We start from the raw sequence: 23,725 nt of genomic DNA, 5'->3' as shown, positions 1-23,725 counted from the left end.
GTCCTCCGCATCGCGCTTCGTTCGAAAAGTCTTCGAGGTGGTAGGTCAGCCAAATTTGCTAATGACGACGGCCAACGACGTCTCAGATGGAGTCTTGACGACTGTCGCCATATCGCCCCTATTTGCAGGCTTTGGCCAAATCGGACAAAGGGCGCGAAGGAGACTCAGGCAAGCTAAATGGCGCATCGCCGAATGATCGGATCACGGACCCTTTCTCACCGAGCAATACGAAGGTGCTACCAAAGCCCTGCAAGAGATAGAACGGTTCCCTTGTCGACCCCGAAACGTCGGGATCGGCTAGCGCCACCGATCGATATTGCGACAGCATCGAGCGGCCTTCGCATGCCCACGTTTTCAACGTTGTGCTAGCAACCTTCGCAGGAATGTACTGGTAGGGAATGTGCCCGGTAACGGCCGCATACGTCTTGACGAATGCTCGCGCACCGTCCGCCTTCGCCGGGCTAAGCAGCACGAGTTGCAACAGGAGATAGATGCCCGTTGCGAAGAGCGTGACAGAGACCGTGAGTATCAGCGTTAGCGTGATAGGCCGCACCCGCTTGGCCGCCCCACTGGAGCTTGTCTTTCGCGCCATACGACGCAAACCACGGCGGCCGATGACTTTCCACCTCATGCGCTCAACAACTGCCGTGCGCTGCTCGGGCGGGACCCCTTTGCTCGCAGCGCGCGCCGCATATGCGAAGCGCCGGCGCAGCGCCAACTGGTCGCATCCGTCTTGCCACCGGCGACGGCGCTTCACGTTCGGTAACCGGCCAGCCCACCACTCCGGGACCACGACGTTTGCCCAAAGGTACAAGGTGGAAAGCACAACGACGAACGCCGCTGTGCGCCAGACGCTTTGAAGCTGAACGCCCGCGAGAATCGTGTCGTATAGGTCGGGCCGAAACATCATGCCGGGCACGCCAGCCATCTCGGCCCAGCCATCCAGATGAGAACGACCGACTGCGTAACTGAGTGCAGCGGTCACCGAGAAAACTAGCGCAACGCCCTCGAATACGTGTTCAGTAAGGTAGGCCCACATGCGTGAGCCAAGGCTCGGGCGCGGAAACGGCGTGCTTTCGGAAGTGCTCGTCGTCACAGGTTGTTTTTCCAGTTCGATTGCCTGCGGCGATCATGACGAACCATCCGTCTGCATCCGCCCGCCGCTGTACCGAAACTGTACTTTTTGACGCCACAAAAGCACAAGGGGTTACGCGAGAGTCACGTAACCCCTTGATCTTATTGGTGCCGGCTGCAGGACTCGAACCCGCCACCTGATGATTACAAATCAACTGCTCTACCAGATGAGCTAAGCCGGCGTAGCGCGAGATTCTACCTCATTTCACGATCTTGAGGCGAGGTCTGCTGCCGCCTTTCGAACCATCGCCGTCGCCGTCGGTTTTCGGCGGTTCGTCGGCGCCCTCGGACGGTTCCTCGTTCGCGCCGCTGTCGGCGACGGGCGCCAACGGCGATACGGACTCGTCACGCTGCGCATCATCGGTCGACACGACATCATCGTCGAACGCGCCCGAATCCTCGCCTTCGCCTGCGACCGCATCGACCTGGAACGCCATGCCCTGCCCGTTCTCGCGCGCATAGATCGCGAGCACGTTGGCCACCGGAATCTCGATCTTGTGCGCCTTCCCGGAGAACCGGGCCGTGAACTCGATCCACTCGTTGCCCATCTGCAACTGGCTCGTCGCCTCGAAGCTGATGTTGAGCACGATCTCGCCGTCACGCACGAACTGACGCGGCACGCGCGTCGAGTTGTCGACCCTCACCGCGATATGCGGCGTGTAACCGTTATCGGTGCACCACTCGTACAACGCGCGCAGCAGATACGGCTTCGTTGAAATCTCTTGCATCACAATCCTCGAACCCGGAGCGGACGCGCGGCACGCCGCGCCACCGCTCCGTCATGCCTTCATTGCAACATTAGCGACGCATGACCTTTTCGGACGGCGTCAGTGCTTCGATGTAGGCCGGACGGCTGAAGATCCGTTCGGCGTACTTCATCAGCGGCGCGGCGTTCTTCGACAGCTCGATGCCGTAGTGATCCAGGCGCCACAGCAGCGGCGCGATCGCGACGTCGAGCATCGAGAACTCTTCGCCGAGCATGTACTTGTTCTTCACGAAGATCGGCGCGAGCTGCGTCAGGCGATCGCGGATCGCGAGGCGTGCCTTCTCGTGGTTCTTCTCCGCCGCCTTGCCCTTCTCGTTCTCGAGCGTGCTGACGTGGACGAACAGTTCCTTCTCGAAGTTGAGCAGGAACAGGCGCGCGCGGGCGCGCTGCACCGGGTCGGCCGGCATCAGTTGCGGATGCGGGAAGCGTTCGTCGATGTACTCGTTGATGATGTTCGATTCGTACAGGATCAGGTCGCGCTCGACGAGGATCGGCACCTGACCGTACGGGTTCATCACCGAAATGTCTTCCGGCTTGTTGAACAGGTCGACGTCGCGGATTTCGAAGTCCATGCCCTTCTCGAACAGCACCAGCCGGCAACGCTGGGAGAACGGGCAAGTTGTGCCGGAATACAGAACCATCATATTTGCGTTTCCTCAAAAAAGCCGAGGGCCGGCACGCGGCGCAACCCCTTTCACGGGTTCCGCCTTGCGCCGGCCCCACGCCGGTCAGGCGTGTTTACTTGATATCTTTCCAGTACGCGGCATTCAGCCGCCAGGCCAGGAAAGTCAGGACACCGAGAAAGATCAGCACCCACACGCCAAGGCGCTTGCGGGTCTGCTGGGCCGGCTCGGACATCCATGTCATATAGGCCACCAGGTCGGCCACCGCAGCATCGTAGTCGGGCGACGAGAGCGTGCCCGGCGTGACCTGCTGGAAGCCGACGAGCACGTGGGCCTTCTCGCCCGTCTCCTCGTCCGTCTTGTCTTCGAATTTGGCTACGCGCTGCCCCTGCAACTGCCACAACACATGGGGCATGCCGACGTTCTCGAACACCGCGTTGTTCCAGCCGGTCGGCCGCGTATCGTCGCGGTAGAAGCTGCGCAGATACGTGTACAGCCAGTCGCGGCCGCGCGCACGCTCCTCGACCGACAGGTCGGGCGGCGTGGTGCCGAGCCAGTTCTTCGCGTCGTCGGGCCGCATCGCGACAGACATCGTGTTCCCGACCTTGTCGGTCGTGAACAGGAGATTCTTTTCGATCTCCTTCTGGGATATGCCCAGATCCGTCAGACGGTTGTAGCGCATCAGGTTCGCGCTGTGGCAGTTCAGGCAATAGTTTACAAACAATTGCGCGCCGTGCTGAAGCGAAACGAGATTTTCCGTGTTATCGGGCGCCCGGTCGAGCGGAAAATTACCCTCCGCCCGCACGGCCGGCGCCGCCAGCAGCGCACACGCGGTCGCCCCGATCAGCGCGAGTGTCGAAAGCAGTTTCTTCATGTCGTTCTCTCCTCGCTCACGTTAATGGGGCTTGAAGCGCACCCGTTCCGGCGGCTGCTTGAACGTGCCAAGCGGCGTCCAGACGGGCATGCCGAGGAAGAACGCGAAATAGATCAGCGCACAGGCCTGCGCGATCAGCGTCGCCGCCGGCGATGGCGGCCGCGTGCCGAGGAACGCGAGGGTCAGGAACGCCGCGACGAAGATCCCGAGGAACACCTTGTGGAACAGCGGCCGGTAGCGGATCGACTTCACCGGGCTGCGGTCGAGCCACGGCAGGAAGAACAGCGTGATCACCGCCGCGCCCATCACGACGACGCCCCAGAACTTCGACTCCGTCAGGTACATGAACACGACGATCGCGGCGGCCAGCACCGGCAGCCCGATCTTCCACTTGCCGCGCGCGCGGATCAGCGCGAGCACGCCGAGCAGCGCGATCACGATCATCAGCACGATCTTGAACGGGTCGGTGGTCGCGCGCAGCATCGCGTAGAACGCGGTGAAGTACCAGACCGGCGCGATCTCCGGGGGCGTCTGCAGCGGGTTCGCCGGGACGAAGTTGTTCGCCTCGAGGAAGTAGCCGCCCATCTCCGGCGAGAAGAACACGATCAGCGCGAACACCATCAGGAACACGCACACGCCGAGGAAATCGTGCACCGAGTAGTACGGGTGGAACGGGATGCCGTCGAGCGGGATGCCGTTCTCGTCCTTCTTCGCCTTGATCTCGATGCCGTCCGGGTTGTTCGACCCGACTTCGTGCAGCGCCACGAGGTGCGCGATCACGAGGCCGACCAGCACGAGCGGAATCGCGATCACGTGGAACGCGAAGAAGCGGTTCAGCGTGACGTCGGACACGACGTAGTCGCCGCGAATCCACAGCGACAGGTCCGGGCCGACGAACGGGATCGCCGAGAACAGGTTCACGATCACCTGCGCGCCCCAGAACGACATCTGGCCCCACGGCAGCAGGTAGCCGAAGAACGCCTCGGCCATCAGGCACAGGAAGATCGCGCAGCCGAAGATCCAGACGAGCTCGCGCGGCTTGCGGTACGAGCCGTACAGCAGCCCGCGGAACATGTGCAGGTACACGACCACGAAGAACATCGATGCACCGGTCGAGTGCATGTAGCGGATCAGCCAGCCCCACGGCACCTCGCGCATGATGTACTCGACCGACGCGAACGCGAGCATCGAGTCGGGCTTGTAGTTCATCGTCAGGAAGATGCCCGTGACGATCTGGTTGACGAGCACGAGCAGCGCGAGGGAGCCGAAGAAGTACCAGAAGTTGAAGTTCTTCGGCGCGTAGTACTCGGATACGTGCTTCTTCCAGGTGGACGTGAACGGGAAGCGCTGGTCGATCCAGCCGGTGAAACCTGTCGTGGAGACTTCGTTGTTGTCGGCGGCCATCACGCTTCTCCTTTCTCGTCCTTGCCGATCACGAGGGTCGTCGCCGACGTGAACATGTAGGGCGGGATATCGAGATTCTGAGGCGCCGGCTTGTTCTTGAACACGCGGCCGGCGAGGTCGTAGGTCGAACCATGGCACGGGCACAGGAAACCGCCCGGCCAGTCGTCCGGCAGGTTCGGCTGCGGACCCGGCGTGAAGCGTTGGCTAGGCGTGCAGCCGAGGTGCGTACACACGGCCATCACGACGAGAATGTTCTTGCGATCGGCCCGCGACCGATATTCGTTCGCGCAATACGCGGGCAACGGCATCGAATACGGGGATTTCGTGGCCGGATCGGCCACTTCCTTGTCGGCCTTGACGACGTCGGCCAGCATCGAATCGGTGCGATTCAGGATCCAGACGGGTTTGCCGCGCCACGGCACGGTGACCATTTCGCCGGGCTTCAGGCCGCTGATGTCGACCTCGACCGGCGCACCGGCCGCTTTTGCTTTCGCGGACGGCGCAAGCGACGCCGCGAAAGGTATGACGGTGGCGACGCCTCCTACGCCACCTGCTACGGATGTCGCAATCAGCCAGGTACGGCGGCCGCTGTCGACGCGTTTCTCTTCCTTGTCTCGCATCACACGCCCCACTTCTGAGTTGGATTTTCCGTCACGACTTTCCATTCCGCCGCTAGTTTGCTCGAATGGAGTCGTCATTTACAAGGCCCGGAGATGAAAATCCCTTCGAAGTGTTTGATAGTTAAGGGTTATCCCCCACTATCGGAGCAATTAAATCATTTCGCTTTTAAGCGGATGCTACATTGCGAAATTTCGATGCACCGCCGCAAATCCGGCGCTCAGACCGGATTATGAATATCGATAAAAAGGTGTTCGAGATCGAATTCCTCGGACAAGTGGCGCCCCAGCGCCTGGATTCCGTAGCGTTCGGTCGCATGGTGCCCCGCCGCAACGAACGCGACACCGCTTTCCGCCGCCGCGTGCGTGGTCGACTCGGACACCTCGCCGGTCAGGAACACGTCCGCACCGGCGTCGATCGCCGCATCGAAATAGCTCTGCGCGGCGCCGGTGCACCACGCGATGCGGCGCAACTGCGTGTCCGGATCGCCGAGCACGAGCGGCGTGCGGCCGAGCGTGTGCTCGACCTTCGCGACGAAGTGCTCGAGCGTGACGGGCATCGGCAGCGTCGCCATCCAGCCGAGATCGCCTTCGCCGAAACGTTGCTCGCCGATCAGCCCGAGCTTCTCGCCGAGCTGCGCGTTGTTGCCGAATTCGGGGTGCGCGTCGAGCGGCAGGTGAAACGCGAACAGGTTCAGGTCGTTCGCGAGCAGCAGTTTCAGGCGCTGATACTTGCGGCCGGTGATCTGCGGCGCCTCGTTGCGCCAGAAATAGCCATGATGGACGAGCACGGCATCCGCGCCCCATTCGAGCGCGGCTTCGAGGAGCGCGACCGACGCCGTCACGCCGGTGGCGATCTTCTCGATCTTGCGGCGCCCCTCGACCTGCAGGCCGTTCGGGCAATAGTCCTTGAAGCGCGCGGTTTCAAGGGTATTGTTCAAGTACAATTCGAGTTCGATCCGATCCATATAAACCTCTAATCCATTCAGATGCTTAGACGCTTCTGGCTGTTCTTCGCGCAGGCGGTGACCGTACTGCTCGCGCTGATGTTCATCGTCGTGACGCTCAAGCCGCAATGGCTGCAACGGCAAGGACAGCTCGGCAAGCAGCTCGCCACGCCGATCGTCGCGCTGCGCGAAGTCGCGCCGGGCATCGGCGGCGCACCGGCAACCACGTCGTATGCCGAAGCCGCGCAGAAGGCGATGCCGGCCGTCGTCAACGTGTTCTCCAGCAAGGACGGCTCGCTGCCGCCCGACCCGCGCGCGAAGGATCCGCTGTTCCGCTACTTCTTCGGCGACCGCAACGCCCGCAAGCAGCAGGACGAGCCGGCCGCCAACCTCGGCTCGGGCGTCATCGTGAGCCCTGAAGGTTACATTCTAACGAACCAGCACGTCGTGGACGGCGCCGACCAGATCGAAGTCGCGCTCGCCGACGGCCGCACGGCCACCGCGAAGGTGATCGGCAGCGATCCCGAAACCGATCTCGCGGTGCTGAAGATCAACATGACGAACCTGCCGACGATCACGCTCGGGCGCTCCGACCAGTCGCGCGTCGGCGACGTCGTGCTCGCGATCGGCAACCCGTTCGGCGTCGGCCAGACGGTCACGATGGGCATCATCAGCGCGCTCGGCCGCAACCACCTCGGCATCAACACGTTCGAGAACTTCATCCAGACCGACGCGCCGATCAACCCCGGCAACTCCGGCGGCGCGCTGGTCGACGTGAACGGCAACCTGCTCGGCATCAACACGGCGATCTACTCACGCTCCGGCGGCTCGCTCGGCATCGGTTTCGCGATTCCGGTCTCGACCGCGCGCACGGTGCTCGAAAGCATCATCACGACGGGCTCGGTCACGCGCGGCTGGATCGGCGTCGAGCCGCAGGACGTCACGCCGGAAATCGCCGAGTCGTTCGGGCTCCAGCAGAAATCGGGCGCGATCGTCGCGGGCGTGCTGCAGGGCGGCCCGGCCGACAAGGCCGGCATCCGGCCGGGCGACATCCTGGTGAGCGTCAACGGCGAGGACATCACCGACACGACGAAGCTGCTGAACGTCGTCGCGCAGATCAAGCCGGGCACGCCCACCAAGGTGCACGTCGTGCGCAAGGGCAAGCAGTTCGACGTGAACGTCGTGATCGGCAAGCGCCCGCCGCCGCCGAAACAGGCACTCGACGAGCAGGACAGCGACAGCGAATGACGGTCGGCGGGCGGCACGCCGCCTGCCGGTCATGACGCGATGCGGAATTGAAAAAGGGCAGCCGGCCGGCTGCCCTTTCACCTTGCTTCAAACGATGCCTGGTGCCGGGAAGATGGCTATGCCACGCACCGGCCGGCGGCCAACCGCGGTACCGGGCCCACGCCGACCTGGCCGCAGCGCCACGCGGCGGCGCGGTCAACTCGCGGCTTCGCCGTTGCCTGCCTCGCCCTCTTCCACCGGCTTCTTCGGTACGAAGAACCGCGCGGCCAGCAGCCCGATCTCGAACAGCACGATCAGCGGCAGCGCGAGCATCAGTTGCGAGAACACGTCCGGCGGCGTGACGACCGCCGCGACCACGAATGCGCCGACGATCACGTACGGCCGCATCTCCTTCAGCTTCTTCAGGGACAGCACGCCCATCCGGACGAGCAGCACGACGACGATCGGCACCTCGAACGTGACCCCGAACGCGATGAACATCCCCAGCACGAAGCTCAGGTAGTTGTCGATGTCGGTCGTCATCTCGGCCCCGAGCGGCGCGTTGTAGTGCGCCATCACGCGGAAGATCGTCGGAAACACGAGGAAGTACGCGAACGCCATCCCGCACAGGAACAGGAAGTAGCTGCTGCCGACGAGCGGCGCGACGAGCTTCTTCTCGTGCTGGTACAGCCCCGGCGCGACGAACGCCCAGATCTGGTACAGCACGATCGGCAGCGCGATCACGAGCGCGACGAGCATCGTGACCTTCATCGGCACGAAGAACGAGCCGGTGACGTCGGTGACGATCATCTTGCCGTCTTTCGGCAAGTTGTCCATCAGCGGCCGCGCGAGCAGCTTGAAGATGTCCGGCGCCCAGTAGACGAGCCCGACGAACACGACGATCACGGCCAGCCCCGCGCGAATGATGCGATCGCGAAGCTCGACGAGATGGGAAATGAAGGTTTCTTCCGGGGCGTCGCCCGGGTTCTGCTGGGGGTCGCTCACACCGGCCCTCGGTAGGATTGACGAGCGAGCATGCGCTCGACTCAGAAGAAGCGCGTCGGCCGGCGCAGGCTGGCCGGCTGGTGGCGCGCGACACGCGCGGCGCCCGACTGCACGTGCGTGCGGCGGGTGGTCGCGCGCTTGTACCAGACAGGTGTCGCCGCCTGCTTGATGCGCCAGTTGCGACGCTTCGGCGCAAGCGCGGTCGAACTGCCTCGCCACGACGGCGCCGCAGGCGTGTCGGAACCCGCGGAACCGACGGAACCGGCGTCGCCGGACGCCCCGTCAAGACCGCCGACCGCGGAATGCCACGTGTCGTTCAGTTCCTTCTCGTGCTCGCGCAGGTTGTCGTGAATCGTCGTCTCGACGTTGCGCGCGGCCGATTCGAAATCGGTCTTCATCGTCCGCAGCGCGTCGAGTTCGATTTCGCGCGAGACCTCTGCCTTCACGTCGTTGATGTACCGCTGCGCGCGGCCGAACAGCGCGCCTGCCGTACGCGCGACGCGCGGCAGGCGCTCGGGGCCGAGCACCACGAGCGCGACGACGCCGATCAGCGCCATCTTCGAAAGACCGAGATCCAGCATCGAGAATGCCTGTCAGCGTGCCGGCGTTACGCCTTGTTCGAATCGGAACGCGTCGTTTCCTTCGCGTTGACGTCGACCGCGCCCGAACGCGGCAGCTGCTGCGCATCCGCCGGCGTTTCGCCTTCCTTCATGCCGTCCTTGAAACCCTTGACGGCGCTGCCGAGGTCGTTGCCGATGTTGCGCAGCTTCTTCGTCCCGAAAACCAGCGCGACGATCAGCAGCACGATCAGCCAGTGCCAAATGCTCAATCCACCCATGATGAAACCTCTCCTCAACCACGCCGCCATGCGGCGCAAATCGCCGGCGACGCGCCGGCTTCGACTATCGGATGCGGGGAAACGCCCCGCGTCGTCAACCCATTCGCTGCCACGGGCGCGGGCCGGCCAGGATATGCGCGTGCAGGTGGTAGACCTCCTGCCCGCCGCCCGGGCCCGTGTTGATCACCGTGCGAAAACCCGTTTCGCCGCCCGTATACGCGACGCCGAGCTGGTCGGCCAGACGCGCGACGAGCAGCATCAGCCGGCCGAGCATCGGCGCATCGGCCTCACCTGCCGCCGACAGCGTCGGCAGGTGCCGGCGCGGAATCACGAGCACGTGCGTGTCGGCCGCCGGGCGGATGTCGCGGAACGCGACGAATTCATCGTCCTCGTGCACCTTCGTGCTCGGGATCTCGCCTGCCGCGATCTTGCAGAACAGGCAATTCGGATCGTGACTCATGTTGCTCCTGCAAACGCCCGCCCGCGGCCGGTCAGAACCACGCCTGCGGGTCGAGCGTCTTGTTGTCGTTCAGGTACAGCCAACCCTTGATGATACGGTACAGCGTCCAGATCCATGTGACAAACATCACCGCGAATCCGATCACCACGAAGGCCAGCGCGAACCCGATCACGTAGGCGATCAGCGCGCGCCAGAACGTGCGGATCTGCCACTCGAAGTGATCGGCGTACGGCGTCCCGGCCACATCGCCGCGCTTCACATAGTTGATGATGATCGCAATGATGCCCGTCACGCCGCCCGTCAGCCAGTGAAATGCATAGAGGCCGTAGAGCACGTGCGTGAGCGTGCGCAGCCCGTTCAGGCGTTCGGCGTCCGCTGCGCCCGGCACCGCCGGCGTCGGAAACTGGTTCGACGTATCGTTCATGATGCTACCCCCGTTGGATGACAATTCTTACAGCTTACCGCACTGTTGCCACCGCGGCGGGGCCTGCCCGTCACCCGCCGTTTTCCTCGCGCTCGCGACGCTTGCGCAGCGCTTTTTCCTCGATGCCCGACAAGCCTTCGCGGCGCTCGAGTTCGGCGATCACGTCGGCCGGGCTCAGGTCGAAATGCGACAGCATCACGAGGCAGTGGAACCACAGGTCGGCCACCTCGCCGACGAGCGCGCCCGGCGCGCCGCCCTGGCGCACGTCCTTCGCGGCGAGCACGACTTCGGTCGCCTCTTCGCCGATTTTCTTCAGCACCGCGTCGTCGCCCTTGTGGAACAGGCGCGACACATATGATTGATCGGGATCGCCGCCCTTGCGGCTATCGATCACGGCCGCGAGGCGCAGCAGCGTGTCTTCGGTCGATTGCGTCATTTGTAGATGTGTTCGGGGTCTTTCAGCACCGGCTCGACCGCGACCCAGTCGCCGCTGTCCACCGTACCTTCGAATTTCTGGAAGAAGCACGAATGCCGGCCGGTGTGGCACGCGATGCCCGACACCTGCTCGACCTTCAGCAGCACGACGTCCTCGTCGCAGTCGAGCCGCACCTCGTGCACGTGCTGCACGTGGCCCGACTCCTCGCCCTTGAACCACAGGCGCTTGCGCGAACGCGAATAGTAGACCGCGCGCCGGGTCTCGACCGTCTTCGCGAGCGCCTCGCGGTTCATCCACGCGAACATCAGCACGTCGTTCGTCGACGCTTCCTGCGCGATCACCGGCACGAGGCCGTTGTCGTCCCAGCGGACCTTGTCGAGCCACGCGGGCAGGGATTTCGTTTCGGTATTCATCACAGCCTCACCGGGATGCCCTGATCGGCCATGAAGCGCTTCGCCTCGCCGACCGTGTGCTCGCCGTAGTGGAAGATGCTCGCGGCCAGCACCGCGTCGGCGCGGCCGTCCTTGATGCCGTCCGCGAGATCCTGCAGGCAGCCGACGCCGCCCGATGCGATCACCGGCACCGGCACCGCGTCCGACACGCCGCGCGTGAGCGCGAGGTCGAAGCCCGACTTCGTGCCGTCGCGGTCCATGCTCGTGAGCAGGATCTCGCCCGCGCCGAGCTCGGCCATCTTGCGCGCCCATTCGATCGCGTCGAGGCCCGTGTTCTTGCGACCGCCGTGCGTGAACACTTCCCAGCGCGGCGTCTCGCCGTCGGCCGATACGCGCTTCGCGTCGATCGCGACGACGATGCACTGCGAGCCGTACTTGTCGGCCGCGTCGCGCACGAGCTGCGGATTCGCGACCGCCGACGAGTTCATGCTGACCTTGTCCGCGCCCGCGTTCAGCAGGCGCCGCACGTCCTCGACGGCGCGTACGCCGCCGCCGACGGTCAGCGGAATGAATACCTGCGACGCGACGGCTTCGATGATCGGCAGGATCAGGTCGCGCTGGTCGGAGGTCGCGGTGATGTCGAGGAAGGTGAGTTCGTCGGCACCCTGGTCGTCGTAGCGGCGGGCGATTTCGACGGGGTCGCCGGCGTCGCGCAGCTCGACGAAGTTGACGCCCTTGACGACACGCCCGGCGGTCACGTCCAGGCAGGGGATGATGCGTTTAGCTAGAGCCATGATGTTGCGCCAAATGCCGCGCTGGGACGGCCGGTTACGGAAGCCTCGCGCGAGGCTTCCGGCGGGGCTGCCCGCGGGCAGCCCCGGCGAACGGGACGACCGCGGTTACGCGTTGTCGAGTTCGCCGTTCAGTTCGTCCGCGCGCTTTTGCGCGGCCGCGAAATCGAGATCGCCGGAGTAGATCGCCCGGCCGCAGATCACGCCTTCGACGCCGTGCTCTTCCACTTCGCACAGGCTTTCGATGTCCGTGAGGTTCGACAGGCCGCCGCTCGCGATCACCGGGATGCCGACCGCCTGCGCGAGCTTCACGGTCGCGTCGATGTTGATGCCCTGCAGCATCCCGTCGCGGCCGATGTCCGTGTAGACGATCGATTCGACGCCGTAGTCCTCGAACTTCTTCGCGAGATCGATCACCTCGTGGCCCGTCAGCTTGCTCCAGCCGTCGGTCGCGACCTTGCCGTCCTTCGCGTCCAGCCCGACGATGATGTTGCCGGAGAACGCGGTGCACGCGTCCTGCAGGAAGCCCGGATTCTTCACGGCCGCGGTGCCGATGATCACGTAGGACAGGCCGGCGTCGAGATACTTCTCGATCGTCTCGAGGCTGCGGATGCCGCCGCCGAGCTGTACGGGGATTTCGTCGCCGACTTCGTCGAGGATCGCTTCGATCGCGTCGAGATTCTTCGGCTTGCCGGCGAATGCGCCGTTCAGGTCGACGAGATGGAGCCGCCGTGCGCCGAGGTCGACCCACTTGCGGGCCATCGCCGCCGGGTCCTCGGAGAAAATCGTGGCCTGGTCCATATCGCCCTGTTTCAGGCGCACACACTGACCGTCTTTGAGATCGATGGCCGGAATCAGCAACATAGCAATCGGGTGTCGTCGTGGAAAATGAAAAGAATCCGGCGCGTACCGGCCAAACCGGTGCCGCGCCGTCTCGCTAGTTTAGTACAACTCTTTCGGCGCTTAAGCGAGCGTGCCACGTGCGACAGGCCGTTCGGCCAGGTCGACTGTGGCTCGCGCACCACGTTTTACGGTTTCCAGTGCACGAAGTTGCGATACAGACGCAACCCGACCTCCGCGCTTTTCTCCGGGTGAAATTGGGTCGCGAAGAGGTTGTCCCGCGCGACCGCGGACGTAAACGGCGCGCCGTAAGCCGTTTCGCCTACCGTGTGCGCCGGGTTGTCCGGCGTCACGTAGTAGCTGTGCACGAAGTAGAAATACGCGTCGTCGGGCACGCCGTCCCACAGCGGGTGCGGCTGCGCCTGGCGCACGCGGTTCCAGCCCATCTGCGGCACCTTGAAGCGCGAGCCGTCGTCCTGCAGCCGGCCGTCCAGTTCGAAACGCACGACCTTGCCGGGCAACAGGCCCAGGCCCTTCGTGTCGCCTTCCGCGCTCCAGTCGAACAGCATCTGCTCGCCGACGCACACGCCGAGCAGCGGCTTCGTGCGCGATGCGTCGATCACCGCTTCCTGCAGTCCCGATTCGCCGAGGCAACGCATGCAGTCGGGCATCGCGCCCTGGCCGGGCAGCACGACGCGGTCGGCCGCGCGAATCGCGGCCGGCGTGTCGACGATCGCCACGTCGGCGGCCGGTTCGGCCTTCTTGAGCGCCTGCGCGACCGAGCGCAGGTTGCCCATCCCATAATCCACAATCGCAATCGAAGTTTTCATCTCAGTGCAGGCAGTAGCGCCCTCAGTCCATCGACGATGAATTCCACCGCCAGCGCCGACAGCATCAGACCCATCAGCCGCGTGGCGATGTTGATGCCGGTGCGGCCGATCCAGTTCGCGATCGGCTCGGCGAGCCGCATCGCGACGAAACACAGAACAGCCAGGACCGCGCCGATCGCGACCAGCCCGGCCCGCTCATACCAGTGATGCGCGTTCGCCGCATAGATGATCACCGTGCTGATCGAGCCGGGGCCCGTGAGCAGCGGAATCGCCAGCGGCACGACCGCGATGTTGTCCTTCAGCTCGGCTTCGTGGCGCTCCTCCGGCGTGGATCGCGTGTTGCCGATCTGCGCGTTCAGCATGTTGATCGCCATCAGCAGCATGATGATCCCGCCGCCCACCTCGAGCGACCCGACCGAAATGCCGAAGAAGTTGATGATCTGCTGCCCGAGCAGCGCGGTCACCGTCATCACGCAGAACACCGACACCGATGCGATCCGGATCGTGCGCCGCCGCTCGCCGTCCGTCTGCTGCGCCGTCAGGCTCAGGAAGAACGGCACCGCGCCGACCGGATTGATCAGCGCGAGCAGCGAAATGAACGATTTGAGCAGATCCATCGCAAGCCGGCGCGCCGCGCCGAAGCCGTGAGGTTGTCCTTGGCGTCGTCCGTCCGGAGGTTCAGAGGCTGCCTTTGGTCGACGGAATCTGCCCCGCCGCGCGCTCGTCGAGCTCCACCGCCGCGCGCAACGCACGGCCGAAGGCCTTGAACACCGTCTCGAGCTGGTGGTGCGCGTTGATCCCGCGCAGGTTGTCGATGTGCAGCGTGACGCCCGCGTGGTTCACGAACCCGCGGAAGAATTCGATCGACAGATCGACGTCGAACGTGCCGATCCGCGCGCGCGTGAACGGCACGTGGAATTCGAGGCCCGGCCGGCCGGAGAAGTCGATCACGACGCGCGACAGCGCCTCGTCGAGCGGCACGTACGAGTGGCCGTAGCGGCGGATGCCCTTGCGGTCGCCGATCGCCTTCGCGACGGCCTGACCGAGCGTGATGCCGACATCCTCGACCGTGTGGTGATCGTCGATATGCGTGTCGCCGTGCGCTTCGACCTCGAGATCGACCAGACCGTGTCGCGCGATCTGGTCGAGCATATGGTCGAGAAACGGCACACCGGTGGCCAGCTTCTGCTGGCCGGTGCCGTCGAGATCGAGCTTCACACGGATCTGCGTTTCGCTGGTATTGCGAACGACTTCCGCCACACGCATGGCAATTCCTTGATTGAGTCTGATGTAAATGGGGATTGATCGTCGCGCGCCGCCGCGCCCTGGGCTCAACCGGGCAGCGCGAGTTTCAAGGCGGCCAGGAGGCGAGCGTTTTCGTCGGGAGAACCGACGGTCAGCCGCACGCATTCGGCCAGTAACGGATGCATTTTACTCACGTTTTTGACCAGCACCCGCTCGGTGAGCAGCGCATCGAACACGGCAGCCGCGTCCGGCACGCGCACCAGCAGGAAATTGCCGGCGCTCGGGAACACCGTCGCGCCCGGCAGCGCGGCCACCGCCTGCGCGAGGCGCGTGCGTTCCGCTCGCAATTCGGCCGCCTGCGCGTCGAGCACGTCGAGGTGGTCGAGCAGGAAATCGGCGGTCGCCTGGGTCAGCACGTTGATGTTGTACGGCGGTCGCACCTTGTCGAATTCGTTCAGCCACGCGGGCGAGCCGACGAGATAGCCGAGGCGGATGCCCGCGAGGCCGAGCTTCGACACCGTGCGCATCACGACGACGTTGTCGAACTCGGCGGCGCGCGGCAGCCACGAGCGCTCGGCGAACGGCTGGTACGCCTCGTCGATCACGATCAGGCTGTGCCGCGCGGCCGCGACGATCCGCTCGACGTCGGCATCGTCGTACAGCGTGCCGGTCGGGTTATTCGGATACGCGAGATAGACGATCGCCGGCCGGTGCTCGGCGATCGCCGCGAGCAGCGCGTCGGCGTCGAGCGTCAGGTCGGCCTTCAGCGGCACGCCGACGAATTCGAGCTGCGCGAACTTCGCCGACAGTTCGTACATCACGAAGCCCGGCACCGGTGCGAGCACCTTCGCGCCCGGCTTCGCGCACGCGACCGACATCATGCTGATGATTTCGTCGGAGCCGTTGCCGAGCAGCACGTCGCAGCCGGCCGGCACGCCCATCGCATGGCGCAGCTTGTCGAGCAGCGCGGCCGGGCGCGGCGCCGGATAGCGGTTCAGCGCGACCTGCGCGAGCCGCTCGCCGAGCGCCGCGGCGAGCGGCTCGGGCAGCGGATACGGGTTCTCCATCGCGTCGAGCTTCACGAACCCGCTCGCGTCCGGCACCGGATAGCTGGTCATCGCGAGCACGTCGCGGCGGATGATGTCTTGTGGCGTCGTCATGGTTTCAAGCCGGCGTGCATCGCGCCGGCGTCAAATGGTCGGCAAGGCGGCGGCTGCCGCCCTGCACTGGTCCCCTGCCCCGATCCGGGGGCGGCCGGCGCGGCGCATCGGCGCCTGCCCGGCCCCGCGCACCCTGCGCGCTCAGCCCTTCATCCGGAACTCGGCGCTCCTCGCGTGCGCCTGCAGCCCTTCGCCGTACGCGAGCTCGGACGCGATCTCGCCGAGCGTCTGCGCGCCTTCCGCGCTGACCTCGATCAGGCTCGAACGCTTGATGAAGTCGTACACGCCGAGCGGCGACGAGAAGCGCGCGGTGCGCGACGTCGGCAGCACGTGGTTCGGGCCCGCGCAGTAGTCGCCGAGGCTCTCGCTCGTGTAGCGGCCGAGGAAGATCGCGCCCGCGTGGCGGATCTGCTGGCCCCATTGCTGCGGCTCCAGCGCCGAGATTTCGAGGTGTTCCGGCGCGATGTCGTTCGCGATCCGGCACGCCTCGGCCATGTCGCGCACCTTGATCAGCGCGCCGCGGCCTTCGAGCGACGCACGGATCACGTCCTGGCGCGGCATGGTCGGCAGCAGCTCGTCGATCGCCTTCTCGACGCGCTCGAGGAACGCGCCGTCCGGGCACAGCAGGATCGATTGCGCGAGTTCGTCGTGCTCGGCCTGCGAGAACAGGTCCATCGCGACCCAGTTCGGATCGGTCGTCCCGTCGCACAGCACGAGGATTTCCGACGGCCCGGCGATCATGTCGATGCCGACCGTGCCGAACACGCGGCGCTTCGCCGACGCGACGTACGCGTTGCCGGGGCCGCAGATCTTGTCGACGGCCGGCACCGTCTGCGTGCCGTACGCGAGCGCGCCGACCGCCTGCGCGCCGCCGATCGTGAACACGCGATCGACGCCGCCGAGCAGCGCCGCGGCCAGCACGAGGTCGTTCTTCACGCCGTCCGGCGTCGGCACGACCATCACGATTTCGCCGACCCCGGCGACGCGCGCCGGAATCGCGTTCATCAGCACCGACGACGGATACGCGGCCTTGCCGCCCGGCACGTACAGGCCGACGCGGTCGAGCGGCGTGACCTTCTGGCCGAGGACCGTGCCGTCGCTTTCCGTGTACTGCCAGCTATGCGTGCCGCACTCGATCTTCTGCTTCTCGTGGTACGCGCGCACGCGGGCGGCGGCGGCTTCCAGCGCCGCGCGCGCCTTCGGCGCGAGGCCGTCGAGCGCCGTCTGCAGCGCGTCCTGCGGCAGTTCGAGCGCGCCGACGCTCGTCGCGCTCAGCCGGTCGAAGCGGTTCGTGTACTCGAGCACCGCGGCGTCGCCGCGCGACTTCACGTCGGCGAGGATCTTCGCGACCGATTGCTCGATCGCTTCGTCTTCGCTCGCCTCGAACGCGAGCACGGCGCGCAGCGCGGCGCCGAAGCCTTCGTTCGTCGAATCGAGCTTGCGGATGGTGATGGACATGGGAGTTCCGTTACGGTGATGCGCTCAACCGCCATTCTGCGACGCGCGTTCGAACGCGTCGAGGATCGGCTTGAGCGCCGCGCGCTTCAACTTCAGCGCGGCCTGGTTCACGACGAGGCGCGACGAGATCGCCATGATCTCCTCGACCTCGACCAGATTGTTCGCCTTGAGCGTGCCGCCCGAGCTGACGAGGTCGACGATCGCGTCGGCCAGGCCGACCAGCGGCGCGAGCTCCATCGAGCCGTACAGCTTGATCAGGTCGACGTGCACGCCCTTCGCGGCAAAGTGTTCGCGCGCCGTTTCGACGTATTTGGTCGCGACCCGCAGGCGCGCGCCCTGGCGCACCGCGTTCGCGTAGTCGAAGCCGGCCGGCACGGCCACCGACATCCGGCAGCGCGCAATGTTCAGATCGATCGGCTGGTACAGGCCCGAGCCGCCGTGCTCGACCAGCACGTCCTTGCCGGCCACGCCGAAATCGGCCGCGCCGTATTCCACGTAGGTCGGCACGTCGCTCGCGCGGACGATGATCACGCGCAGGTTCGGATCGGTCGTCGGCAGGATCAGCTTGCGCGACGTTTCCGGGTCCTCGGCCACCTGCACGCCGGCGGCGGCGAGCAGCGGCAGGGTTTCCTCGAAAATCCGGCCCTTCGACAGGGCGAGGGTCAGCGGCGCGCTCATGCTTGGCTCCCGGAAAGGCGGCGCACGTTCGCGCCGACGGCGGTCAGTTTGGCTTCCATGCGGTCGTAGCCGCGGTCCAGGTGATAGATGCGGTCGACGAGCGTTTCGCCGTCGGCGCGCAGCCCGGCGATCACGAGGCTCGCCGATGCACGCAGGTCGGTCGCCATCACGTTCGCGCCCGACAGCTTGTCGACGCCCGTCACGAGCGCCGTGTTGCCGTCGATCGTGATGTTCGCGCCAAGCCGGTTCAGCTCCTGCACGTGCATGAAGCGGTTCTCGAAAATGGTTTCGACGACCTGCGCGGTGCCCGTCGCGACCGTATTGAGGGCCATGAACTGCGCCTGCATGTCGGTCGGGAACGCCGGGTATTCCGACGTGCGGATCGTCACCGCCTGCGGGCGGCGGTCCATCTTCACGCGCAGCCAGCTGTCGCCTTCCTCGATCGACACGCCGGCTTCGCGCAGCTTGTCGATCACCGCGTCGAGGATGTGCGGGCGCACGCCCGTCAGCATCACGTCGCCGCCGGCGGCCGCGACCGCGCACAGGAACGTGCCGGCCTCGATACGGTCGGGGATCACCGCGTGGCGGGCGCCGTGCAGCCGCTCGACGCCCTGGATCACGAGGCGGTCGGTGCCGATGCCGTCGATTTTCGCGCCCATCGCGACCAGCAAGTGTGCGAGATCGCTCACTTCCGGCTCGCGCGCGGCGTTTTCGATCACCGTCTCGCCGTCGGCGAGCGTCGCGGCCATCAGCAGGTTTTCCGTCCCCGTCACCGTGATCATGTCGGTCACGATGCGCGCGCCCTTCAGGCGCTTCGCGCGCGCTTCGATGAAGCCGTGCTCGATGCTGATTTCCGCGCCCATCGCCTGCAGGCCCTTGATGTGCTGGTCGACCGGCCGCGCGCCGATCGCGCAGCCGCCCGGCAGCGACACCTTCGCCTCGCCGAAGCGCGCGAGCAGCGGCCCGAGCACGAGGATCGACGCGCGCATCGTCTTCACGAGCTCGTACGGCGCGACGAGGTTGTCGACGCGCGACGCGTCGAGCTGCACGCGGCAGCCGTCGGTCTCGCTCTTCACGCCCATCTGGTTCAGCACCTTCAGCGTCGTGCGCACGTCCTTCAGGTTCGGCACGTTGTCGAGCTCGACCGGCTCGGCGCTGAGCAGCCCCGCGCACAGGATCGGCAGCGCGGCGTTCTTCGCGCCCGACACGACGATCTCGCCGGACAGGCGGTTGCCGCCTTCGATCGCGAGTTTGTCCATCCCCTGTCCCTGCGATTCCCCGTTGGCGGCCGGGTGTGCCGTGGCGACGCTCTGGACGGCGTCGCGCTCGTTGACGGTGACTTGCACTCAGTGATTTCCGTTTATGCGTTCTGCCATTCGGCGGGCGTCAGCGTCTTCATGCTGAGCGCGTGAATTTCCTGCTTCATGCGATCGCCGAGCGCCGCATAGACGAGCTGGTGCCGCTGGATCGGCCGCTTGCCTTCGAAGGCCGCCGACACGATCGTCGCGAAGAAATGCTGGCCGTCGCCTTCGACTTCCAGATGCGTGCAGGCGAGACCGCCGGCGATGTATTGCTTGACCTGTTCGGGAGTCGGCAACATGGTGTAAGGCTCCTGTCGGCGCGCGCCGCCCTGGGGCGGCCGCGGCCTGTCGATATCAATGACGCAGTTTGTAGCCGGTCGCGAGCAGCCGCATCGCGATCAGCGCGAGCAGCACGAAGAAACCGGTGACGATCGCGAGGCTCGCGAACGGGTTGATGTCGGACGCGCCGAAGAACCCGAAACGGAAGCCGTCGATCATGTAGAAAAACGGGTTGAGACGCGACACCTCGCGCCACACGGGCGGCAGCGAATGCGTCGAATAGAACACGCCGGACAGGAACGTCAGCGGCATGATCAGGAAGTTCTGGAACGCGGCGAGCTGGTCGAACTTCTCGGCCCAGATCCCGGCGATCAGGCCGAGCGTGCCGAGGATCGCCGAGCCGAGCAGCGCGAACGCCATGATGAACAGCGGCGCCGCGAAGTGCATCGGGATAAACCAGATCGTCACGACGAACACGCCGGTGCCGACCGCGAGCCCGCGCACGACCGACGCGAGCACGTAGGCGCCGAAGATGTCGCGGTACGACAGCGGCGGCAGCAGCATGAACACGAGGTTGCCGGTGATCTTCGACTGGATCAACGACGACGAGCTGTTCGCGAACGCGTTCTGCAGCACGCTCATCATCACGAGGCCCGGCACGAGAAAGCTCACGTACTCGACGCCGGGATACACCTCGACGCGGCCCGACAGCGCGTGGCCGAAGATCGTCAGGTACAGCAGCGCCGTGACGATCGGCGCGAGCACCGTCTGGAACGACACCTTCCAGAAACGCAGCAGTTCCTTGTAGAACAGCGTCCGAAACCCGCTTCCCGGCACGCGCCGGGCCGCCCCTTCGAGCGGCAGCGAACGCAGTTCGCGTGGGGAGTGTTGATTCATGCCAGACCCTCGATCACCTCGGCCCCGTTCATCACCTGGACGAACACGTCCTCGAGGTCGGCCTTGCGGACCTCGATCTCGTCGAACGTGCAGCCGGCCGCGCGGCATTGCGCGAGGATGCGCTCGACCTCGTCGTAGCTCGCGAGGCGCAGCAGGTGCTCGCCCGGCGCGCGCGCGGCCGGGTCGGTCTCCAGCCCGCGCAGCTCGGCCGGCAGCGCGCCCGTCGCGAGCCGCAGGTACAGCTGCAGCCCCGCGAAGCGGCGCAGCAGCGCATCGGTGCGGTCGAGCGCGACGACTTCGCCCCGGCGCAGCATCGCGATGCGGTCGCACAGCGATTCGGCTTCCTCGAGGTAATGGGTGGTCAGCACGATCGTGTGACCCTCGCGGTTCAGGCGCGAGATGAATTTCCACAGGGTCTGGCGCAATTCGACGTCGACGCCGGCGGTCGGCTCGTCGAGCACGATCACGGGCGGGCGGTGCACGAGCGCCTGCGCGACGAGCACGCGGCGCTTCATCCCGCCCGACAGCGCACGCATGTTCGCGTCGGCTTTCTCGGTCAGATCGAGATTGGCCATCACTTCGTCGATCCAGTCGTCGTTGCGGCGCAGCCCGAAATAGCCGGACTGGATCCGCAGCGTCTCGCGGACGGTGAAGAACGGGTCGAAAACGAGTTCCTGCGGAACGACGCCGAGGGCGCGGCGCGCGTTGCGGAAGTCCTGGACGACGTCGTGACCGCGCACCGAGATACTGCCTTCGTCGGCCCGGGCGAGCCCGGCGAGGATACTGATGAGCGTGGTCTTGCCTGCGCCGTTGGGGCCGAGCAGACCGAAAAACTCGCCTTCCTCGACCGACAGGCTGACGCCCTTGAGCGCCTGAAGCGACTTGTAGCGCTTCTTGACGTGACGGATTTCTATGGCTGACATGACTGTGCGCGACGCAACGGCCGCGACGCCTATTCTGTGCTTGCTGCGAAAGAAAATGGGGGCCGGACGCCGATTGGCTGCCCCGCAAAACGCTTGATTATAGGGCAAACCGGCTGGGGGAGCCGGCGCCGACGGCGCGCGGCCTGAAGCGTGCGCGCGCCGGCTGGCGCCGCAGGCTTCGGTCGGACACGGTCAATGTCGCCCGGCGCCTTCGATGAGCGCGTCGACGCCGTAGGCGCGCGCGAGGCTGGCGAGCTTCGGAGGGAGATTGAGGATGTCGAGGGCCGCGCCGCGCGCTTTGGCGGCACGTTGCCATGCGAGCAGCACGGCGAGCGCGGACGAGTCGAACTGCGCGAGCGCCGCGCAATCGACGGCGGTCGCGCCCGCGCCGATGCGCGCAAGACCGTCCGCGAGCGCGGACTTCGCGCTCGCGACGGTCAGCGAGGAGCCGGCTTCGAAGCCGCTCACGACGCCTGCTTGCCCGCGGCAAGCTCCTGGTTGCGCTGCGTCAGGAACTTGATCAGGCCGTCCACGCCGCTTTGCTGGATCTTCTCGTTGAACTGTTGCTGGTACGTCTGGATCAGCCATGCGCCGAGCACGTTCAGGTCGTACACCTTCCAGCCGTTCGCCGTCTTGTACAGGCGGTAATCGATCTGGACCGGCTGGCCGTTGTTCATCGCGACCGTCTTGACCACCACGTCGGTATCGGCCGGATCGGCGCGGAACGGCGGGTACTGGATCTGCTGGTCGGGCTTCAGTTGCGCGAGTGCGCCCGAATACGTGCGGATCAGCAGCAGCTTGAACTGCTCCTGAACCTGCTGCTGCTGCTCGGCCGTCGCCGTGCGCCAGTTGCGGCCCATCGCGAGCTGCGTGGTGCGGCGGAAATCGGTGTACGGCAGGATGTCCTTGTTGACGATCGAGATGATGCGGTTGGTGTCGCCCTGCTTGATCGTCTGCTGCTTGACTTCGTCGAGGACCTGCTGCGTCGCCGTCTTGATCAGCGCCTGCGGGTTCGACTGGTCGACTTCCGCGTGAGCTGCGCCGCCGAACGAGAACAGCGCCGCGAAAACGGGGATCAGGAACAGTTTTTTCATCATAGTGGCCTGCATGAATGAGTCGATGCGAAGGTTGGAGCAGGTAGCTTACGCGCAAGTTCGCCTACGCTACCGACTGAATCGTTTCCGGCTGTAACGAATGTAAGCCCGTCAGTGCAGCCGGATGCTCGGGAACCGGAGCCCGCCCGGCGACGGCGGCGCCACCTGCATCGCCGGTACGTTCGTCTCGCTGGCCGGGTTCGGCGCTTCGGCCGTGCCCGAGGCCGGCGCGGCGACCGCCGCGCCCGATGCGCCCGCCGGCGCCGCCCCGCCCACCGCCGCCGCGCCCGCCGTACCGGCCGCGCCGGCTGCCGCCGGCGCCGCGCCGTCTTCCGGCAAGTCGTACTTCGGCAGCGCGTCGTTGCTCGACGTCGCGGCGGCCTCGCCGCGCGCGTTGCTGATCAGCATCTGGCGGCGCTGCAGATAGGCATTGCGCACGAACGAATACTTGTCGAGCGCCGCGGCATCCAGCACGTCGCCCGCGCCGAGCAGGTTCGCGCGCGTGTTGACGAGGTTCACGCCGAACAGGCCCCAGCTCAGGCCGTCCGGCTTCACGTAGGTGAGCGGGTTGCCGACGTAGTCGACGCCGAGGCCGGCCGTGTCGCGCAGCGTGCTCGGGCCGAGCAGCGGCAGCACGAGGTACGGGCCCGACGGCATGCCGTAGCGGCCCATCGTGATCCCGAAGTCGGCCGTGTGCTTCGGCAGCTTCGCGATCGTCGCGACGTCGAACAGCCCGCCGACGCCGAACACCGTGTTGATCACGACGCGCATGATGTCGCCGACGCCGTCGGCGATCCGCAACTGCACGATGTTGTTCGCCGCGATGTAGACGTCGCCGATGTTCGAGAAGAAGTTCGTCACGCTGTCACGCACCGGCTGCGGCACCACGTACTGGTAACCCTTCGCGACCGGCTTCAGCGCGTACGTGTCGACCGTGTCGTTGAACTTGTACATCGTCCGGTTGAAGCCTTCGAGCGGATCGCCCTTGGTCGGCGTCTGCACGGTCGCGCAGCCGCTCAACGCGGCGACTGCCGCAACCGCCAGCGCGGCGTGCCTGATGCGGATCGTGTGCATGGTCATTA

General features: G+C 65.7%; 30 protein-coding genes and 1 tRNA gene. 1 reads left to right on the top strand and 30 read right to left on the bottom strand.

Features of this window, described 5'->3' with window-relative positions; genetic code table 11:
- Positions 1 to 118: 118 nt before the first annotated feature.
- The 8 genes from WS64_RS00610 to WS64_RS00575 form a co-directional block, all read right to left on the bottom strand.
- Positions 119 to 1,039: a hypothetical protein gene (locus WS64_RS00610; RefSeq protein ID WP_060009431.1), complete on the bottom strand. Its 921-nt coding sequence runs from the start codon at positions 1,037 to 1,039 to the stop codon at positions 119 to 121.
- Between the two features lie 201 nt (positions 1,040 to 1,240).
- Positions 1,241 to 1,316: transfer RNA gene (locus WS64_RS00605), tRNA-Thr, on the bottom strand.
- An 18-nt stretch (positions 1,317 to 1,334) separates the two neighbouring features.
- On the bottom strand, positions 1,335 to 1,862 hold the full coding sequence (locus WS64_RS00600; protein ID WP_060965495.1) for a ClpXP protease specificity-enhancing factor: 528 nt from the start codon (positions 1,860 to 1,862) through the stop codon (positions 1,335 to 1,337).
- A gap of 70 nt (positions 1,863 to 1,932) precedes the next feature.
- Positions 1,933 to 2,544 (bottom strand): glutathione S-transferase N-terminal domain-containing protein, encoded by a 612-nt coding sequence (locus WS64_RS00595; protein ID WP_006400565.1) that lies wholly within the window; start codon positions 2,542 to 2,544, stop codon positions 1,933 to 1,935.
- A 94-nt stretch (positions 2,545 to 2,638) separates the two neighbouring features.
- On the bottom strand, positions 2,639 to 3,397 hold the full coding sequence (locus tag WS64_RS00590) for a cytochrome c1 (RefSeq protein ID WP_060009428.1): 759 nt from the start codon (positions 3,395 to 3,397) through the stop codon (positions 2,639 to 2,641).
- Between the two features lie 21 nt (positions 3,398 to 3,418).
- Entirely contained in the window at positions 3,419 to 4,801 is a 1,383-nt protein-coding gene (locus tag WS64_RS00585; protein ID WP_059577232.1) for a cytochrome b, read from the bottom strand.
- On the bottom strand, positions 4,801 to 5,421 hold the full coding sequence (petA, locus tag WS64_RS00580) for a ubiquinol-cytochrome c reductase iron-sulfur subunit (protein WP_006491868.1): 621 nt from the start codon (positions 5,419 to 5,421) through the stop codon (positions 4,801 to 4,803). Before petA ends, WS64_RS00585 begins: the two co-directional genes overlap by 1 nt.
- A 218-nt stretch (positions 5,422 to 5,639) precedes the next feature.
- Entirely contained in the window at positions 5,640 to 6,386 is a 747-nt protein-coding gene (locus WS64_RS00575; RefSeq protein ID WP_059577234.1) for a Nif3-like dinuclear metal center hexameric protein, read from the bottom strand.
- Between the two features lie 21 nt (positions 6,387 to 6,407).
- On the opposite strand from WS64_RS00575, the gene WS64_RS00570 reads away from it, so the two are divergent.
- On the top strand, positions 6,408 to 7,613 hold the full coding sequence (locus WS64_RS00570) for a S1C family serine protease (RefSeq protein WP_059577237.1): 1,206 nt from the start codon (positions 6,408 to 6,410) through the stop codon (positions 7,611 to 7,613).
- 195 nt (positions 7,614 to 7,808) lie between these two features.
- Here WS64_RS00570 and tatC read toward each other — a convergent pair whose 3' ends face one another.
- The 22 genes from tatC to WS64_RS00460 form a co-directional block, all read right to left on the bottom strand.
- On the bottom strand, positions 7,809 to 8,597 hold the full coding sequence (gene tatC, locus WS64_RS00565) for a twin-arginine translocase subunit TatC (protein WP_059577240.1): 789 nt from the start codon (positions 8,595 to 8,597) through the stop codon (positions 7,809 to 7,811).
- A 41-nt stretch (positions 8,598 to 8,638) separates the two neighbouring features.
- Positions 8,639 to 9,178: a Sec-independent protein translocase protein TatB gene (gene tatB, locus WS64_RS00560; protein WP_059577243.1), complete on the bottom strand. Its 540-nt coding sequence runs from the start codon at positions 9,176 to 9,178 to the stop codon at positions 8,639 to 8,641.
- A 26-nt stretch (positions 9,179 to 9,204) separates the two neighbouring features.
- Positions 9,205 to 9,435 carry a Sec-independent protein translocase subunit TatA gene (gene tatA / locus WS64_RS00555; protein WP_006477115.1) on the bottom strand — a complete coding sequence of 77 codons (231 nt, stop codon included), beginning with the start codon at positions 9,433 to 9,435 and terminating at the stop codon, positions 9,205 to 9,207.
- Between the two features lie 94 nt (positions 9,436 to 9,529).
- A complete protein-coding gene (locus WS64_RS00550) occupies positions 9,530 to 9,895 on the bottom strand; it encodes a histidine triad nucleotide-binding protein (RefSeq protein WP_027783360.1) in 366 nt (121 codons plus the stop codon).
- Positions 9,896 to 9,926: 31 nt separating this feature from the next.
- Positions 9,927 to 10,319, bottom strand: coding sequence for a DUF4870 family protein (locus tag WS64_RS00545; RefSeq protein ID WP_059236499.1), 393 nt, complete (start codon positions 10,317 to 10,319; stop codon positions 9,927 to 9,929).
- Between the two features lie 70 nt (positions 10,320 to 10,389).
- Entirely contained in the window at positions 10,390 to 10,755 is a 366-nt protein-coding gene (locus tag WS64_RS00540) for a phosphoribosyl-ATP diphosphatase (protein WP_027783358.1), read from the bottom strand.
- The gene (gene hisI, locus WS64_RS00535) at positions 10,752 to 11,168 is read right to left on the bottom strand and encodes a phosphoribosyl-AMP cyclohydrolase (protein WP_059577245.1); all 417 of its coding nucleotides are present in this window, start codon (positions 11,166 to 11,168) and stop codon (positions 10,752 to 10,754) included. The genes WS64_RS00540 and hisI overlap by 4 nt, the downstream gene beginning before the upstream one ends.
- Positions 11,168 to 11,941 (bottom strand): imidazole glycerol phosphate synthase subunit HisF, encoded by a 774-nt coding sequence (gene hisF, locus WS64_RS00530; RefSeq protein WP_039366643.1) that lies wholly within the window; start codon positions 11,939 to 11,941, stop codon positions 11,168 to 11,170. The genes hisI and hisF overlap by 1 nt, the downstream gene beginning before the upstream one ends.
- A gap of 105 nt (positions 11,942 to 12,046) precedes the next feature.
- Complete coding sequence (gene hisA, locus WS64_RS00525; protein WP_059577248.1) at positions 12,047 to 12,802, bottom strand: 1-(5-phosphoribosyl)-5-[(5-phosphoribosylamino)methylideneamino]imidazole-4-carboxamide isomerase; 756 nt, start codon at positions 12,800 to 12,802, stop codon at positions 12,047 to 12,049.
- A gap of 164 nt (positions 12,803 to 12,966) precedes the next feature.
- A complete protein-coding gene (hisH, locus tag WS64_RS00520) occupies positions 12,967 to 13,608 on the bottom strand; it encodes an imidazole glycerol phosphate synthase subunit HisH (protein WP_059577249.1) in 642 nt (213 codons plus the stop codon).
- On the bottom strand, positions 13,605 to 14,225 hold the full coding sequence (locus WS64_RS00515; protein WP_059577253.1) for a MarC family protein: 621 nt from the start codon (positions 14,223 to 14,225) through the stop codon (positions 13,605 to 13,607). The genes hisH and WS64_RS00515 overlap by 4 nt, the downstream gene beginning before the upstream one ends.
- A 61-nt stretch (positions 14,226 to 14,286) precedes the next feature.
- Positions 14,287 to 14,874 (bottom strand): imidazoleglycerol-phosphate dehydratase HisB, encoded by a 588-nt coding sequence (gene hisB / locus WS64_RS00510; RefSeq protein ID WP_006477126.1) that lies wholly within the window; start codon positions 14,872 to 14,874, stop codon positions 14,287 to 14,289.
- A gap of 65 nt (positions 14,875 to 14,939) precedes the next feature.
- A complete protein-coding gene (gene hisC / locus WS64_RS00505; RefSeq protein WP_060965494.1) occupies positions 14,940 to 16,013 on the bottom strand; it encodes a histidinol-phosphate transaminase in 1,074 nt (357 codons plus the stop codon).
- A gap of 141 nt (positions 16,014 to 16,154) precedes the next feature.
- The gene (gene hisD, locus WS64_RS00500; protein WP_059577262.1) at positions 16,155 to 17,471 is read right to left on the bottom strand and encodes a histidinol dehydrogenase; all 1,317 of its coding nucleotides are present in this window, start codon (positions 17,469 to 17,471) and stop codon (positions 16,155 to 16,157) included.
- Between the two features lie 24 nt (positions 17,472 to 17,495).
- On the bottom strand, positions 17,496 to 18,149 hold the full coding sequence (gene hisG / locus WS64_RS00495; RefSeq protein WP_034209773.1) for an ATP phosphoribosyltransferase: 654 nt from the start codon (positions 18,147 to 18,149) through the stop codon (positions 17,496 to 17,498).
- Positions 18,146 to 19,495: a UDP-N-acetylglucosamine 1-carboxyvinyltransferase gene (murA, locus tag WS64_RS00490; protein ID WP_059640178.1), complete on the bottom strand. Its 1,350-nt coding sequence runs from the start codon at positions 19,493 to 19,495 to the stop codon at positions 18,146 to 18,148. Before murA ends, hisG begins: the two co-directional genes overlap by 4 nt.
- A gap of 14 nt (positions 19,496 to 19,509) precedes the next feature.
- Complete coding sequence (locus WS64_RS00485; protein WP_006477131.1) at positions 19,510 to 19,749, bottom strand: BolA family protein; 240 nt, start codon at positions 19,747 to 19,749, stop codon at positions 19,510 to 19,512.
- Between the two features lie 55 nt (positions 19,750 to 19,804).
- Complete coding sequence (locus WS64_RS00480) at positions 19,805 to 20,626, bottom strand: ABC transporter permease (protein ID WP_226094291.1); 822 nt, start codon at positions 20,624 to 20,626, stop codon at positions 19,805 to 19,807.
- On the bottom strand, positions 20,623 to 21,549 hold the full coding sequence (locus tag WS64_RS00475) for an ABC transporter ATP-binding protein (protein WP_011694114.1): 927 nt from the start codon (positions 21,547 to 21,549) through the stop codon (positions 20,623 to 20,625). The genes WS64_RS00480 and WS64_RS00475 overlap by 4 nt, the downstream gene beginning before the upstream one ends.
- Positions 21,550 to 21,741: 192 nt before the next feature.
- Positions 21,742 to 22,017 carry an STAS domain-containing protein gene (locus WS64_RS00470; RefSeq protein WP_059577268.1) on the bottom strand — a complete coding sequence of 92 codons (276 nt, stop codon included), beginning with the start codon at positions 22,015 to 22,017 and terminating at the stop codon, positions 21,742 to 21,744.
- Positions 22,014 to 22,643: an MlaC/ttg2D family ABC transporter substrate-binding protein gene (locus WS64_RS00465; protein ID WP_060966864.1), complete on the bottom strand. Its 630-nt coding sequence runs from the start codon at positions 22,641 to 22,643 to the stop codon at positions 22,014 to 22,016. Before WS64_RS00465 ends, WS64_RS00470 begins: the two co-directional genes overlap by 4 nt.
- Positions 22,644 to 22,754: 111 nt before the next feature.
- Positions 22,755 to 23,717, bottom strand: a complete 963-nt coding sequence (locus WS64_RS00460) for an MlaA family lipoprotein (protein WP_059640236.1) — start codon at positions 23,715 to 23,717, stop codon at positions 22,755 to 22,757.
- Between the last annotated feature and the right edge of the window lie 8 nt (positions 23,718 to 23,725).

The organism is Burkholderia anthina (assembly GCF_001547525.1).
Lineage (GTDB): Bacteria > Pseudomonadota > Gammaproteobacteria > Burkholderiales > Burkholderiaceae > Burkholderia > Burkholderia semiarida.
The sequence above is the reverse complement of the archived record's forward strand: the minus strand, read 5'-3'. Positions and strand labels throughout refer to the sequence as shown.